Origin of the sequence: Corynebacterium sp. MSK032 (assembly GCF_030232065.1) — a bacterium.
Lineage (GTDB): Bacteria > Actinomycetota > Actinomycetes > Mycobacteriales > Mycobacteriaceae > Corynebacterium > Corynebacterium jeikeium_D.
Genome location: NZ_JASPJR010000007.1, coordinates 79424 through 95584 on the forward strand (window position 1 = coordinate 79424; position 16161 = coordinate 95584).

Annotated in this window: 11 protein-coding genes; 5 read left to right on the forward strand and 6 right to left on the reverse strand. The window is 59.8% G+C overall.

Features of this window, described 5'->3' with window-relative positions; genetic code table 11:
* The first annotated feature begins 304 nt into the window (after window positions 1-304).
* The 3 genes from betT to QP995_RS05550 all read left to right on the forward strand — a co-directional run bounded on the left by betT (window position 305) and on the right by QP995_RS05550 (window position 4965).
* Window positions 305-2485 carry a choline BCCT transporter BetT gene (gene betT / locus QP995_RS05540; protein WP_049190998.1) on the forward strand — a complete coding sequence of 727 codons (2181 nt, stop codon included), beginning with the start codon at window positions 305-307 and terminating at the stop codon, window positions 2483-2485.
* Window positions 2486-4054, forward strand: a complete 1569-nt coding sequence (locus tag QP995_RS05545) for an aldehyde dehydrogenase family protein (protein ID WP_049191000.1) — start codon at window positions 2486-2488, stop codon at window positions 4052-4054.
* 143 nt (window positions 4055-4197) lie between these two features.
* Complete coding sequence (locus QP995_RS05550; protein WP_053087292.1) at window positions 4198-4965, forward strand: CDP-alcohol phosphatidyltransferase family protein; 768 nt, start codon at window positions 4198-4200, stop codon at window positions 4963-4965.
* On the opposite strand, the gene QP995_RS05555 is transcribed toward QP995_RS05550, so the two are convergent.
* On the reverse strand, window positions 4952-5965 hold the full coding sequence (locus QP995_RS05555; protein ID WP_224784016.1) for a hypothetical protein: 1014 nt from the start codon (window positions 5963-5965) through the stop codon (window positions 4952-4954). The two genes, QP995_RS05550 and QP995_RS05555, sit on opposite strands and share 14 nt — an antisense overlap.
* A gap of 202 nt (window positions 5966-6167) precedes the next feature.
* On the opposite strand from QP995_RS05555, the gene QP995_RS05560 reads away from it, so the two are divergent.
* Both QP995_RS05560 and QP995_RS05565 read left to right on the forward strand, forming a co-directional pair.
* Entirely contained in the window at window positions 6168-7646 is a 1479-nt protein-coding gene (locus QP995_RS05560; RefSeq protein ID WP_284853004.1) for a YeeE/YedE thiosulfate transporter family protein, read from the forward strand.
* A 76-nt stretch (window positions 7647-7722) separates the two neighbouring features.
* Window positions 7723-8394: a YdhK family protein gene (locus QP995_RS05565; protein WP_210384691.1), complete on the forward strand. Its 672-nt coding sequence runs from the start codon at window positions 7723-7725 to the stop codon at window positions 8392-8394.
* A gap of 201 nt (window positions 8395-8595) precedes the next feature.
* On the opposite strand, the gene QP995_RS05570 is transcribed toward QP995_RS05565, so the two are convergent.
* The 5 genes from QP995_RS05570 to QP995_RS05590 all read right to left on the reverse strand — a co-directional run bounded on the left by QP995_RS05570 (window position 8596) and on the right by QP995_RS05590 (window position 16040).
* A complete protein-coding gene (locus tag QP995_RS05570; protein ID WP_049171783.1) occupies window positions 8596-10278 on the reverse strand; it encodes a dipeptide ABC transporter ATP-binding protein in 1683 nt (560 codons plus the stop codon).
* Entirely contained in the window at window positions 10275-11243 is a 969-nt protein-coding gene (locus QP995_RS05575) for an ABC transporter permease (protein WP_259803365.1), read from the reverse strand. Before QP995_RS05575 ends, QP995_RS05570 begins: the two co-directional genes overlap by 4 nt.
* Complete coding sequence (locus QP995_RS05580) at window positions 11236-12162, reverse strand: ABC transporter permease (RefSeq protein WP_016421610.1); 927 nt, start codon at window positions 12160-12162, stop codon at window positions 11236-11238. The genes QP995_RS05575 and QP995_RS05580 overlap by 8 nt, the downstream gene beginning before the upstream one ends.
* Window positions 12163-12166: 4 nt before the next feature.
* Window positions 12167-13912, reverse strand: coding sequence for a peptide ABC transporter substrate-binding protein (locus tag QP995_RS05585; RefSeq protein ID WP_049191012.1), 1746 nt, complete (start codon window positions 13910-13912; stop codon window positions 12167-12169).
* Window positions 13913-14411: 499 nt separating this feature from the next.
* Window positions 14412-16040 carry a protein adenylyltransferase SelO family protein gene (locus QP995_RS05590; protein WP_284853005.1) on the reverse strand — a complete coding sequence of 543 codons (1629 nt, stop codon included), beginning with the start codon at window positions 16038-16040 and terminating at the stop codon, window positions 14412-14414.
* Window positions 16041-16161 lie beyond the last annotated feature (121 nt).

Genomic DNA, 16161 nt, shown 5'->3' on the forward strand with positions numbered 1-16161 from the left:
TGGTTTTCAAGGACTGTGATAAGCCCCGATAAGCCCCAAGTAATATTTAAAGGCGGGCCCTATATATTGATATTGGAATAAGTGGCCGGAGGCGTATCTCAAATCCCCTTCACCTATATAGAATGCCACACAATTGGTATTCAATTCCAGTTGGAATGATTTTAAACGTCTTGAAAACTGGGTAAATATGCAGGTGAAGGTGTTGATGTTGGTATTGGAGAATTCTTCTGAATCGATTCTTAAACTTGAGGGATTATTCAAACTAGGTATGCTGGGTTAGTTCCCGAATCTGAAGGATTTTCCTATGTCTGATACTCCGCCAACTGAGAAGGTAACGGAGGAAAAATCTGGATCGTCGCAAGGAATGCAGCGATCGCAGTCGGCCCCTCCACAACAAGCGCAAGCGAGTGTGACCTCCGAGCCTGAGGTCAACTGGCCTGTATTTATTATTTCAGGTGTTGGCATTCTTGCCATTGCCCTGTGGGCTATTTTTGCCCCGGACAATGCAGCGGACACCCTAGCTGGCATTGTCGCCTGGGTATCGAAGAACTTCGGCTGGTTCTATATTGTGACCGCGACGGTGGCAGTGCTCTTCATGCTCTACGTCGCTATCTCGCGAACGGGACAGATTAAGCTCGGCCCCGATCACGCCAAGCCTCAGTTTGGTCTGTTCTCCTGGGCCTCTATGCTCTTTGCGGCGGGTATCGGCATTGACCTGCTCTTCTTCTCGGTAGCGGAGCCGGTGGCACAGTTTTATGGCCCGCCGACCGGAGACGCGGAGACCATCGAAGCTGCACGTCAGGCAGTGGTGTTCACGCTCTTCCACTATGGCGTGACCGGTTGGGCACTCTACGCCCTGATGGGTATGGCATTCGGCTACTTCGCGTATCGCCTGAACATGCCGCTGACCATTCGTTCGGCGCTCTATCCGATTATCGGCAAGCGCATCCACGGCCCCGCTGGTGAAGCGGTCGAAATCGCGGCGATGCTGGGTACCGTTTTCGGTGTCGCAACCTCGCTGGGTATCGGCGTCGTCCAGCTGAATTACGGCCTGCGTGTGCTGTTCGGGGTGGATGAGAGTACGTCCTGGCAGATCGCTCTAATCGTCGTGGCCGTATCGGTGGCTATCGCCTCCGCAGTTTCCGGTGTCGACAAGGGAATTCGTCGTCTCTCGGAGCTCAACGTTGGCCTGGCCATCTGCTTGATGCTCTACATCCTGGTTACCGGCCGCACCGCGTTCCTGTTTGACGCACTGGTGATGAACGTCGGTGAGTACGTCTCGAAGTTCCCGTCCATGACTATGGATACCTACGCGTTCTCCGGAGCGCAGGAATGGTTGAACTCCTGGACCCTGTTCTTCTGGGCTTGGTGGGTGGCCTGGGCACCGTTCGTCGGTTTGTTCCTGGCTCGCATTTCCCGTGGCCGTAGTCTGCGTCAGTTTGTCGTCGGCACGCTGACCATTCCATTCCTCTTCGTTCTGATGTGGGTATCGGTGTTCGGTAACTCGGCTCTGGACCTGGTTATCGGTGGCGATTCGGAGTTTGGGCAGACTGCATTGGATTACCCGGAGCGCGCCTTCTACCTTCTGCTAGAGCAGTACCCGGCACCGATGTTGGTGGCGGCAGTCGCCTCCCTGATCGGTCTGCTGCTCTACATCACCTCGGCTGACTCGGCAGCACTGGTGATGAGTAACTTCACTTCGAAGATCACCGACACACAGCAGGACGGTAAGAAGTGGACCCGTATTTTCTGGGCTGTCGTGGTCGGTGTGCTGACCATCGCGATGCTCTACGTCGGCGGTATTCCGACACTGCAGTCCGCGACGATTGTGATGGGCCTGCCGTTCGCCTTTGTCATCTATCTGGTGATGTATGGCCTCTTTAAGTCGCTGCGACTGGAGCTGCTGCAACAGGATTCGACACGTCGAGCCCTCCATGGGGCGATGTCGGGCCGCGCCGTAGATGGCGAACAGGGCGACTGGCGTAAGCGACTTGCCCGCTCCATGTCCTTCCCGGGCAAGAAGCCAGTCATGCGCTACCTCGACCGAGTGGTACAGCCCGCGCTTGAACAGGTGGCAGAAGCTATCAGGGATCGTGGCGGCGAAGTGACGCTGCACCGTGAACCAGCAGAAGAAGTTGGCATCGACCAGATTGACCTGCAGGTCGGTTTCGGCGAGGAGATGAGCTTCCGCTACCAGGTCTATCCGGTTGAACACTTGACGCCGTCTTTCGCTGGCCTGGTACACCTGGACAGTGATGCTGATATTTACTACTACCGTCTCGAGGTCTTCACGCTTACCGGCTCGCTCGGCTACGACGTCTATGGCTACACCCAAGAGCAGCTGATTTCCGACGTCCTCGACCTCTACGAACGGCACTTGGAGTTCCTGCATATGCAGTCTGATCTCCCGGGCACCTCAGATCTGTCCGATAATGCCGAACCTGTCCGCGAATGGTCTGATGACTACGCCAAGGAGGATTCCTAAATGACCTTTAAGCCTTCCACTACTGATAAGGCTCTCGCAACCGAGACCGCCAAATCTCACGAAGGGGCCGCCACGCTGTTTATCAACGGCACCTGGTCCGCTGCAGCCGCTGGCAATACTCGCACCATCGAGTGCCCGGCCGACGGCTCTTTCATCGCCGAGGTCGCAGAAGCAGACGCAACCGACACCGAGCGCGCCATCGCCGCCGCCGACGCTGCTTTCCGACGTACCGGAGAAGGTTCCTGGGCATCCTGGAGCACAGCTGAGCGCAGCAAGTTGGTACTCGATATCGGAGCTGCCATCAGGCAGCGCAAGGACGAATTTGCCTGGGCAGAGGCTATGGATACCGGCAAGCGCCTGCCTGAGGCGGCAGCCGATATGGATGACATCATTGCCTGCTTTGAGTACTTCGGGAAGCTCGCGGGCAATGATGCCGGTCGTCTCGTGGATGCGGATGACCCGTCCGTCGTCGCGCGTATTGTGCGTGAACCTGTTGGTGTCTGTGGCCTGATTACGCCGTGGAACTACCCACTGCTGCAGACCGCATGGAAGGTTGCACCGGCGCTGGCCACGGGCAATACCTTTGTGCTCAAGCCGGCGGAGCTGACTCCGCACACAGCAATTCTGCTCATGCACGTCATCGATGATCTGGGTGTTCCGGCAGGCGTTGCCAACCTCATTACCGGAGCCGGTGCCGAAGCGGGCGCACCGCTGTCCTCGCATCCGAAGGTGGACATGGTCTCCTTCACTGGCGGTCTTGTCACTGGCAAGATTATTGCTGGTGAAGCGGCTAAGTCTGTGAAGAAGGTCGCGCTTGAGCTCGGCGGCAAGAACCCGAACATCATCTTCGCCGACGCCGATTACGAAGCCGCTTTGGACAATGCCCTCAATGCTGCGTTCCTGCACTCCGGTCAGGTGTGCTCGGCGGGCGCTCGCTTGATTGTGGAGGAGTCCATCGCCGAGAAGTTTGTCGACGATCTGGTCGAGCGCGCCGGACACATCCAGCTCGGCGGTCCGCTCGACGAGAAGGCCGAGACCGGTGCGCTGATTTCGAAGCAGCACCTGGATAAGGTCGCGGCATACGTCGATCGGGCCCGTGAACAGGGCGCTCGCGTGCGCGTTGGCGGCGAGATTGCCACCGGCGCCACCGCTGACGGTTCCGCCTCGCTTGCCGACGGCTACTTCTACCTCCCAACCGTGATTGACCAGGTCACCCGCGAAATGGACTGCGTTCACGACGAAGCCTTTGGCCCGGTGGTGACGGTGGAGACCTTCACCACGGTTGACGAGGCCATCGAGATTGGCAACGACACCGAATATGGCCTGGCCGGTGCGGTGTGGACATCCAACCGCGAGGTTTCTGAGCGCGTTTCCCGCGGGCTGCGTCACGGCACCGTCTGGATTAATGACTTTGGCCCCTACCTGCCACAGGCCGAATGGGGTGGCTTCGGCCAGTCCGGTATTGGCCGCGAGCTGGGCCCGACCGGCCTGGAAGAGTACACCGAAGCCAAGCTGGTCTACGAGAACACGGCGCCGGCTGTTACCGGTTGGTTCGAGGATCGTCGTTAAATAACTCGGCACAAGCCCGAGCAAAAATACGGGAAAACGACCCATCAGCCGTTATACTCACCGATTGAAAAAAATCGACTCTGCGCACAACTGCGATAAAGGTTTGCAGTTGTGCGCAATTTGTTCTCTAAAGGACATCTGCCGTGAACGCTTCTACTAGCTCTGACATTGCCAGTTCTGCTGCTCCCCAGACCTTCACGCGGAGGCAGCATGCTATCGCCTGGGCGGTTCACGGGTTCACGCTGACCGGTTTGGTGTGGGCAACGCTGGCGGTAGTGGCGCTTCTCGACGGCAAGCCGGAATGGATGTGGCTCTGGCTGGGTATCGCGCTTGTCGTCGACGGTGTCGATGGCAACATGGCGCGTAAGCACCACATCAAGGAAGTCGTGCCCTGGTTTAACGGTGCGGTGGTGGACAATATTGTCGACCACCTCACGTGGACGGCCATTCCTGCAGCGTTCATGGTTATGTACCTGCCGCTGGGGCCACGTCCGCTGGCGATTTTCCTGGCCATCGTAGTGTTGGTCTCCTCGATGTTCTGTTATGCCAACGAAGCCGCCAAGTCTGGGGACTACTACTTTGTGGGCTTCCCGGCGGCGTGGAATATTGTGGCAGTCCTGCTATGGGTGTGGAATGCGCCGATGGCAGTGTGTATCGCCGCAATCGTTATCTTCAGCACAATGACGCTGGTACCGCTGCACTACACGCACCCGTTCCGCGTGCAACGCGGCAAGGTGGGCAACATTGCTGCAACGTTTGTCTGGATTGTCACGACAGGCCTGCTTATCGCAATTGTGACGAAAGCGGCGTCGTTAAGCCTGACGGTGAGCCATGCGATGGTGGCCGTCAACGTTGCCGCCGGTGCGTGGCTGATTGTCGGTGGTGTGCGTCGCTCGTTTACCGGCCGGTAGCGGCGGGCAGTTGGTGCAGGATTGTGTGGATGAGGCGGTCGCGTAGCCAGCGGATGAATTCGACGGCGAAGGCGCCCACGATCATGGCGATGACGAATGCGGTGACCCACACGGGATAGTCGCGGCCGTTGAACCAGAAATAGACATACGGCGAGATAAAAGTCACCAGTGTGACCAGCAGTCCCAGCATTCGGCGCCAGAATGAGCTGCCGGTGAACATCTCCACAATTCCCCAGGTGTAGGGGATTGCCGTGATGATGTCGATAGTCCAGAGCACCCAGACATTGCCGTGGAAGCCGGGGACAAAAACTACTGGTAGCGCGCGCAGAGATGAGTAAATCAGCACCACCAGATACGCGAGCACCTTGGGGTTGTAGAGCAGCCGCCAGATCAGGTTGCGCTCAATGAGGTTCGCCCCGACTTTGCGCAGCGCATGCAGATTTTTGCTCTCCATCACCAATGTGTTGGTGCCTTCGAGCAGGTACGCCAGCATTTTTTGCTGCTCATGCGTGCCATGTGCCCACGCGTGCACTAGCGCAGTCGGCGAGAGTGCAATGGGAACAAGCGGTTCGCCACGGCGCTTCAGTGCGTCGGGAACCTCCAGGATGTCGTCGTTGAGCTTGTCGACGGCCAGTGCTGGGCCCACCACGTGCACCAAGTCATCACCGAGGATTGCGCGCACCTTGTCCACGTCGCTTTTGGGAAGCGAGCTGAGCCACAGTAGCTGCCTGGAAGACACTGCCATGCGAAGCGCGGTGCCCAGCGCCTCGGCGGCATCATCGATGGCGTAAAAGTCCTGTGTGTTGGTGTGGGCGAGTGAACGCAAGCTGTCGATTATTACGGCATTTTTGGCGTTGAGCTCGCTGAGTCGAGCGACGCCGGAGATTTCGACGACCTGCTCCGCGTCGATGGCGAATGTCCGGGTAAAAGGCAGATCGATTATGGAGCGCAGCACAAGGAATCGCTGTACCGGGGTCATCGCGAAACTTTTTGCACTCACAACTTTCCACACTGCCACAAAGTGGAACTCGGAGTGGTGAATCCTTCCTGGACGACAGTGTTATATACGGTTCGGTCTGTCTAGTGGGGGGTGCGGTTATCCTGCAAAAACGCAATAAACTTGGACTTTTCTCTGCGTATAAAGTAGTTTCCTAAACACCAGATAGACAGGTCTGTCCACAAAACTTAGGAGAACTACTTTCATGCTCATCTCAGGACTAGCGCTGGGCGCCGTGCTCGGCTTTGTTATGCAGCGAGGACGTTTCTGCGTCACCGGTTTCCTGCGCGATATCTTCACTCAGCGCAGCTGGCGCGGCTTCGTCGCCTTGCTGATTGTTATTTCCGTCCACGCCATCGGCCTGGCCGCACTGACCAGCGCCGGCGTGATTACTCCCGAATACAACGAACTGGCACCGGTGGCCGTTATCGTCGGTGGCGTTATCTTCGGGCTGGGTATCGTCCTGGCCGGTGGCTGTGCCTCGGGTACCTGGTACCGCTCCGGTGAGGGCCTGATCGGCTCTTGGATCGCACTGGTCTTTTACGCCCTATCCGCTGCTGCCATGAAGACTGGCTTCCTCAACGGCCTGCAGGATTCCCTGAAGGACCGCACCGTCGGCCTGACCAGCATCCACGCCTCTCTGGGCATTAGTATCTGGCCACTGGTCATCGCGCTGAGCGCCGTCACGGCATACTTCGCTGTCCGCTTCCTGCGCGAAGAATTCTCCGGTCCGCGCCCGGCCACTCTGGCGCCGCGCAAGTCCGGTCTCGCGCACATTCTGACTGAAAAGACCTGGCACGTGTACGCCACCGCCGCCATCGTCGGTGTACTTGGCGTTATCGCATGGCCGCTGTCCGCCGCCACCGGCCGCAACGACGGCCTCGGCATCACGACTCCGTCCTCCAACCTCGCCAACTACGTTGTCACTGGTGACACCGAGCGTTTCGACTGGGGCGTCCTCCTCGTCCTCGGCATCCTCGTCGGCTCCTTCATCGCGGCCAAGGCCTCCGGTGAATTCCGCCTCCGCGTCCCGGACGCCACCCAGGGTGCACGCTCGGTCGTCGGCGGCATCTTCATGGGTGTCGGCGCTGCGTGGGCCGGCGGCTGCACCGTCGGTAACGGCATGGTTCAGACCTCGCTGTTCAGCTACCAGGGTTGGCTCGCACTGGCGTCCATCGCCGCAGGTGTCGCTATCGCCGCAAAGCTCTGGCTGAAGCCGTCCGCACCTTCGCTTAACGACGTCCCGAGCACCCCTTCCACCACCAACGACACGGCGGTATCGGCAATTTCTCCGGTCACTTCGACTGCTACTTCGCCTGTGTCCCTGCCGGGTAGCGAAGGTGCCGCTGGCACCGAGGCCTCCCCGCTGGCGGGTGCCTTTGCTGTCGCTCCGGTGGCATTGCTCGACCGGAGCGTCGTCAAGCAGGAAGACGGCAAGCTTAAGCCACTGGGCGATGGGCGTTACGAGCTCGACACCGTCGGCGCGGTGTGCCCCTTCCCGCTGATCGAGGCCAAGGACGCGATCAACAAGATTGAGGTCGGCGAGGAGCTGGTGATCCCATTCGACTGCACCCAGGCCACGGATGCGATTCCGCGCTGGGCTGCGAAGGATGGCCACAAGGTCACCAACTTTGAGCAGACCGGTGAAGCTGGCTGGACGATTTCCGTCCGCCGCGGGAAGTAAGGCATGGTGACGGCGGGAGAGCGCTGTTAGGGTGAGGGCATAGATTGATTGACATCAACAACAAAGGAGCTCAACCATGGCAAAGAATATTCGACCACTAGATGCTCTCGTAGCCGCGGGTGCCGCCAGCGTCCTTGTGCTGGCCGGTTGCTCCTCCGATGATTCGGCTAGTACTGAGGCAAGCAGCACTGTTAGCGAAACCAGCTCTTCCGTGTCGGCCACCAGCTCTGAGGGGCATGACGACATGGATGATATGGACGATGCCGATGAGCATGGCGGTCATGGTGACCATGGTGATGACGCGATGGCCGGCCATGACCATCCGGCCGATGGTGGTCCGGCTCCAGAGGGAATGATTGCGGCGGACAACGCGAAGTTCCCGGTCGGCAGTGAAGTGCAGGTTCTCGCCGATCACATGCCGGGCATGAAGGGTGCAGAAGGCAAGGTTGTTGGTGTTTTCACCACCACAACCTACTCCGTTTCCTACACCCCGACCGATGGCAGTGAGCCGGTGAAGGACCACCGCTGGGTCGTTCATGAGGAGCTGGAGAACCCAGGCGAAGCACCGCTTGCCGACGGCTCCGAGATCACCATCAACGCCGAGCATATGGCGGGCATGAAGGGGGCCAAGGGCACTGTTGACTACTCCACCCAGGAGCCGGTGTACATGGTCGACATTGACGATGATGGTATGACCATGAAGAACCACAAGTGGGTTACTGAAAGCGAGCTTGCTCCGGAGGACTAGCAGGCTGTCTGGACGGTCTTTCCGGATAGCTTTCTCTCTTCTCCCGCTCAATCCGCTCCGACTCAAAATCGCCCAGCCACTTCACGACACCTATGTCACCTCATGCCGCCTCCACAGCTGGCACGAGGTGACGCCTGTGTCGTGAAGTGGCCCAGAAGGGGGGCGGAGCGAAGTGCCCTAGGGAAACAGGCCACCGCCCAGCTACAGATCCAAATCCAACGACGCACCTGGGATGGCGTCCAGCAGCCGCTGGGTGTATTCCTTCTCCGGGTGGTCGAAGAGATCGTCGGTCGGACGGTGTTCAACCATCTTGCCGTGCTCCATCACGATGACCTCATCAGCCACCTGCCGCACCACAGCGAGGTCGTGCGTAATAAACAGGTAGGCCAAATCCATCTCTTCCTGCAGCTCGGCGAGTAGTTCGAGCACCTGAGCCTGCACCACCACGTCGAGTGCTGACACCGCCTCGTCACAGACCACAACCTCAGGGTTCAGGGCCAGTGCACGCGCAATCGCCACACGCTGACGCTGACCACCCGACAGCTCACCGGGGAAGCGGCGCCCCATTTCCGCGGGAAGAGCGACGCGGTCGAGAAGCTCGAATACGCGCTGCTCACGCTCCTTCTTGGTGCCAATCTTGTGAATCCGCAGCGGCTCCTCGATGGAGGAATGCACCGTGCGCATCGGGTCCAGCGTCGCATACGGGTTCTGGAAAATCGGCTGAATGCGACGCCGCAGCTCCAGCTCCTCTTTACGATTCCGGCCCTGGACGCGTTTGCCGTCGAAAAGCACTTCGCCTTCGGTCGGATCGAGCAGCCCCAGCGCCATGTTGGCGACAGTGGACTTGCCCGAACCGGATTCGCCCACGATTCCAATGGTGCGACCGCGACGCAGCGTAAAGCTGATGTCATCGACGGCGCGGAAGGAATCCTTGCGCCACGGACGGTCGCCGCGGATGGCAAAGTCGCGCACCAAGTTCTTCGCGACCAGAATCTCCTTCTGGTCCGCATCCGATGTCGTCGGCGCCGCCACCACGCGATCACCGCGCCGGGCAGCCAGCGATGGAGCCGCCGCGATTAGCTGCTTGGTGTATGGATGCTGCGGGCGGGTGAGAACTTGCAGGGCAGGGCCGGTCTCCACGACACGTCCTGCTTGCATAACGACGAGTCGGTCAGCGCGCTCGGCAGCCAAGCCGAGGTCATGGGTAATAAGCACCACGGACGTGCCGAGTTCGCTAGTGAGCTTGTCGAGGTGGTCGAGGATCTTCTTCGCCACGGTCACGTCGAGAGCGGAAGTGGGCTCATCGGCAATCAGCAGCTTTGGGTGCGCGGCCAAGCCCATCGCGATAAGCGCGCGCTGGCGCATACCACCGGAGAACTCGTGCGGGTACTGGTCGATACGCTTTTTAGCGTTTGGCAGGCCGGCCTGTTCCAGCAGCTCAATCGCCTTTTTGTGGGCCTCAGAGCCAGTGGCGATGTTGTTAGCGCGCAGCGCCTCCTTAATCTGGGAACCGACGGTCCACACCGGATTGAGATTGGTCATCGGGTCCTGGGGGACCAGGCCGATGCCGTTGCCGCGGATGCTAACAAACTCGCGGTCGGTCAGGTGTGTGATGTCACGGCCATCGAAGGTGATGGTGCCACCGGTGACTTCACCATCACCGGGCAACAGCCCCAGCGCGGCGTGGACAGTGGTGGACTTACCCGAGCCGGACTCGCCGACAATGGCGACCGTCTCACCGGGGAAAACCTCCAGGTCGACGTCATGCACCACATCGGTCAACGATTTACTGCGGCGGCCGGACGCTGTGGTCGTCGGAAAGCCAATGCAGACATCCTTCAAGGTGAGAATGGGCGCTGCGGAAGTATTGGTGTCGGTGCTCATCGACGACGCTCCTTCGGGTCGAGAGAATCCTTCAAAGCGTCACCCATGAGGATGAAGCCGAGAACGGTAATCGCCAGGGCGAGTGCTGGCCAGAACAGGTTGGACGGGGCCTGGCGGAGCACCTGCTGTGCGACAGAGATGTCGTTGCCCCAGGAAACGGTGGTCGTCGGCAGGCCAATGCCCAGGTAGGACAGCGTGGCCTCGGCGACGATGTAAATACCCAGCGAGGTCGTGGCCATGACGATGACAGGGGCGAGGCAGTTCGGCAGCACATGGCGGAAGAGAATGCCAGTGCTGGACAGACCGAGCGCCTTGGAGGCGGTGACGTATTCCTCGTTCTTCACCGAGATCACCGAGGAACGCACCACGCGCGCCATCTGCGGCCAGCCGAAAGCAGCGAGCACGAAGACCACGGACCAGATGGTGCGTTCGGTAAACAGCTGCATCAGCACGATGCCGGCGAGAATCAGGGGGATGGCAAAGAACATGTCCGTGATGCGGGAGAGCACCGCGTCGACCCAACCGCCAAGATAGCCAGCGATGGCACCGAGGATGATGCCCACCACGGTCACGGCCAGGGTGACGCCGATGCCGACGATGACCGAGGCGCGGGCACCGTAGATGACACGGGCGTAGACGTCGTAGCCCTGCTGAGTGAAGCCCATCGGGTGGCCGTCGCGGGCTGGGGCCAGCGAGTCACGCAGGTTTGCCGCCGTCGGGTCCACAGAGGTGAACAGCGACGGGAACGCGGCCACTGCGATGGAGAGCAAAATAATGAATGCGGAAACCCAGAACAGTGGGCGGTAACGCAGGTTCTGCCAGGCCGAACCCCAGAGCCCCAGTGGTGGGGTATCCGGCAACTGCTTGTGGTCGGGGTTCGTCGCCTGTGCGGCGGGGGCCTGCGCGGTGTTGGCCTGCTTTTCTGGCTGAGTCGAATCTAACTGCGTCGAATCTGGCTTAGGCATAACGAATCCTCGGATCCAGGACTGCGTAGAGCAAGTCGATGAGCAAGTTGGCGAACATGTAAATAACCACCAGGATGGTCACGATGCTGACCACGGTGGGAGCTTCACCAATCTGGACGGCGTGGAAGATCAGGCCACCGATACCGGGCACGTTGAAGATGCCCTCGGTGACAATTGCGCCACCCATCAGAGCAGCGAGATCAGCGCCGATGAAGGTCACAACGGGAATTAGCGAGTTGCGCAAGATGTGGCGGCGGGTGACTTCAGAGGTTGGCAAGCCCTTGGCGCGGGCAGTGCGTACGAAGTCAGCATGGCGTGCCGACGAAACCTCGGAGCGCGTCAGTCGCAGAACATAAGCAACCGAGACGAGACCCAGCACGAATGCCGGCAGCAGCAGGGAGGTAAAGGAGGCATCGCTACCAACGGTGGGGGAGACAATCTCCCAGCGCACACCGAAGAGGTAGCGGGCCACGAAGCCGAGCACGAAGGTCGGAGTTGCGATAACCAGCAGGGACATCACCAGAACGGTGGAGTCGAAGAAGCCGCCCTTGCGCATACCGGCAATAACGCCGAGGCCGATACCGAAAATGGCCTCAATGGCAACGGCCATCAGAGCCAGGCGAATTGTAATAGGGAAGGCCAGCGCGATTTCCTCGCCGACCGAGCGACCGGAGAAGGTCTCGCCCATATCCAGGGTGAACAGGCCCTTGAGGTACTCCCAGTACTGGACGAGGAAAGGCTCATCCAGGTGGTAGTGGGCGCGCAGTGCTGCGACCTGCTCCGGTGGCAGCTGCTTATCGCCAGCCAGTGCAGCGATGGGGTCGCCTGGCATGGCGAAGACCATTGCATAAATCAGCAGTGTGGCACCGAAGAATACCGGCACCATCTGCAGGAGTCTCTTTCCGATATACCAACCCATGGTGCTAGTCCTTCTCAATCATCGGGTAGTCCAAGATGCCGTCCCACATCACTACGGCATTGCGCAGCTTCGGGTTCCACGCCACCGAAGCATTGGGGTACCACAGCGGAATCGCTGGCAGGTCCTCCATCAGCACAGACTGAGCCTTGACATAAATTGGCTTGGCATCGTCTGCGCTCTTTGCCGAGGCCGCCTCCTGAATCAGCTTGTCGAACTCCGGATTGGAGTAGTGGTTGTCATTCGAGGAACCACCGGTGACGAACTGCGGGATCATGTAGTTGGCCACAGATGGGTAGTCAGCTGCCCAGCCAGTGCGGTAGCCGCTGGTGATGGTCTCGTTGGAGATTTCATCGCGCAGCTGCTTGAAGGTCGGGTAGGCCTTGCCGTGGGAATCGATGCCGAGGGTCTCGCCAATCATGTTGGTCACCGCTTCGACCCACTGCTGGTGTCCGCCGTCGGCGTTGTAGGCGATGTCGAACGAGCCGGTAAACGGCGCAATTTTGTTGGCTTCGGCCCACAGTTGGCGGGCCTTCTTCGGGTTGTATTCCAGCACCTCTTGGCCAGGTACGTTCGGGTCAAGGTCACCGAGCGTCAACGAGCTGAACTCGCGCGCCGGGGTGCGGGTGTCGAAGAAAATCTTCTCAGTGATTAGTTTCCGGTCAATCGCCATAGAAATCGCTTGACGACGAAGCTTGCCCTCTTCACCCGAAAAACCTGGCAGATTTCGCGGAATTGCGAAGTACTGCGAAGACGAGGTCGGGACATTTGCGCTGGAGTCGGGGAAGTCGGTTTGGAAGCTGGCGAGAGCCGTTGGTGGAATTGTGCGTGGCAGCGTGTCCAGGCGGCCGGCCTGGAGGTCTGCATATGCGGTGTCCACGTCCGAGTAGAAGCGGTATACCAGGCCGTTGTTACGGGCCTTGTGCTCACCGGCGAAGTCATCATTGCGAACCACAGTTAGCTGGTTGTTGTGCAGCCAAGCGCGGCCTTCGGCCATCTTGTACGGTCCATTGCCGATTGGGTGTTCACCGAAAGCCTTCTTGTCTTCGAACGCTGCCTTCGGCAGCGGCATAAACGCGACATAGCCGAGGCTGAGCGGGAAGGAAGAATCTGGGTTGGTCAGATCCACGGTGAACCTCAGGTCATCGACCTTTTTCAGGCCGGAGAGTGTTTTCTCCGTGGCCTTTTCTCCCGAAACAGCATCAAAACCCTGCACGTTGGCGAAGAAGGACTGCTGCTTCTGCAGGTTCGGTCCGTAGGCAGCGTAATTCCAGGCATCGATGTAGCTCTGCGCGGTGACTGGTTCGCCGTTGTGGAAGGTCCAGCCCGGTTTCAGCGTGATGTCGAAATGGGTCGAGTCCTCGTTGGGCTTAATTTCTGCCGCATGATCCAGGATCATCGAGCCGTCGGTGTCGTAGCGCACCAGACCCGAGTAGAGCATGCGGAGGATATCGCCACCACCGGTTTCATTGGTGTCAGTGGTGTACAGCGGCGACTGCGGTTCCGAGTTCTGGACCACAATGAACCCCGCGCCGACCTGTTGCTGGTCAGTGCTGCAGGCAGCGAGCGCGCTTCCTGGCAAGGCGATTACCAGCAAAGCCGCCAGGATCTGGCGGACATGCAGCGTGAACTTTCCTTTTCCGCTGAGCGTTGTTGCGTGCAGTTTTGTGGCACGGGACTTCTCTCGCTGTCGGAGCTTCCGCCGGAGTTTCTGCCGGGTGTGGAAGGGGCCGGAGGCAACGGGTCTATGCATCGCGAGCCTTTCTAGATTCTGCCAGATAGGCGATATGAATTTGGCGATCGGCTCACTCCAAATGACTTAGATACCCACCTCCCACCTGCATAAGCAATGGTGGTGGTGACAACTTGGGTGTGGTGGACTCTAAGGTTTGGATACGACCGTTCAATACAGTCTCTAACCATACAAGTCCAAAAAACATATGAGTATTAATCAGGCGAATCATCCCTTATTTGACGGTGTCTTTTACCCTCGATTGGGGAGTTAATCCTGTGCAGTGGTGCAACGTTGTAACATCCTGGCACCCCCGCAGGGGTTGCCCTTTGGTTCTCCGCGCCGCTGGCACTCAGTCAGGGCCCTACCCGCGTTGGGCCCGTCCGCGGGCCCCATCCGCGACTTCACGACAGCTATGTCACCTCATGCCACCTCCACAGTTGGCACGAGGTGACACCCGTGTCGTGAAGTGGGTTTTGGAAGAGGAAGTGGACTTTGAAGGAGGCGGAGAGACAGCGCATTAAGTCCCGCAGTACGAGCGGAAAGCACCCAACTCCCGCGGTGCCGGCTCCGTGAACCCCGCTGGGACGTCTTGCGACTCAAAGGGGTTGGTTACCGCCTCCAGCAGGTGCCGGTAGTCGGTCAGATCCCCCGCCCCTGCCGCCGCTAACGCTTCCGTGACCAGGTAGTTTCGCGGAATATACAGCGGATTCGTTTCCTCCATAAGTGTCAGGGCCGTCGTCTGGTCGATTCCCAGCTCTTCCCGCGTCTGCTTCCACAACTGCCCCCACTCAGCCGCGGCGGCGGGGAACGCAGGATCAGCGGTCAGCCTGGTCAGCGCAGCCAACGCAGCAACTGTATCCCCATCACCATCGGCCAGAACCTCAATCAGCGCCCGATGAGCATTCGTATGGTCGAGCCCAAACTTCGCCAGCAACGCCTGCCACTGCTGCACCAGGGGGATGGCCAGCGGGTCGTCGTAAAGCGAGGGGAGAATCCCCAACTTGGGCAGCCACCTGCGGCTGAGCGCATCGGTGAACTCGTCGGCGAATTCGCCCAGGAGGTCGCGGGCGCGTGCGAGGGCATCCTCCGGGGTGCCTGCGAAATGCGGTAGCAATGTCTCCGCGAGCGTCGACATGTTCCACCCCGCGATTGTTGGCTGCGCGCCGTACGCGTACCGACCGCCGTGATCAATGCTGCTAAACACCGCCCGCGAATCGTGCGCATCCAGAAACGCACACGGCCCAAAGTCGATGGTCTCGCCCGCGATGCTGGCATTGTCGGTGTTCATCACGCCGTGGACAAATCCGCAGGCCAGCCACGCCGCAACGAGATTGGCTTGCCGCTTGACGACGTCCCGGAGAACCGACTCCGCCGAACCCTCGTAGCCATGCCGCTGCGCGGCGAACTCGATGAGCCGATCCATGATTCCGGTGTCCGTTCCGGAGCGAGCGACCAGCTCGAACGTGCCAACTCGCAGGTGGCTGGATGCTACGCGCACGACGATGCCACCCGGTTGAAGTTCGGTGGTGGGGTCGGTGTTGTCGAATGGGGTTTGCGAGCCGCGGTAAATCTCTTCGCCGGTTTTGATGACCGCCAGCGCGCGGGTGGTGGGGATGCCGAGCGCATACATGGCTTCGCTGATGAGGTACTCCCGCAGCGCGGAGGTCAGCGTGGCTTTGCCGTCACCGCCACGGGAAAAGGGCGTGGGGCCGGTGCCTTTCGCCTGAATCTCGTAGGACTGGGTGTTGTCGCTGTGGGTTGTCTCTTTGGGGCAGTCGGGCTGGTTAGGCGGACAGTGCAGCCCAGTCAGCCCCGGTTCAGCCTCAACTGTGGCAAGCAAGAGCGCGCGACCATCACCGAGTAGGCCTGCGAAGTTGCCGAACTGGTGGCCGGCATAGGCCGTGGCCATCGGGGTTGTGTATGCGCCGAGTGGGGTATCGGTTTCCTGGCCGACTCCGTGATCGGCGCCGCGGCCAGTGAGGAACTTCAGGCCAGCGTCTGACCGGAGCCACTGTGGGGAGAGACCGAGTTGGGTCGCGAGCTCGTCGTTAAGCATGACCAGCTGCGGTGATGGGGCGGCGAATCCCTCCTGGGAGATAGCGAGTTCAGGCAGTGCGGTGGGAAGATCAGCGACATTTCGAGCCATGTGCGCAGTTTAACGGGTAGGCCGAATTGGGGTTGGCGCGCTGGTGCGTTCAGCGGTGCTACGCGCGTAGAGGTGATCTCGAAGGCGAAAAACCCCGGTTACTGGAACAATTCCAGCAACC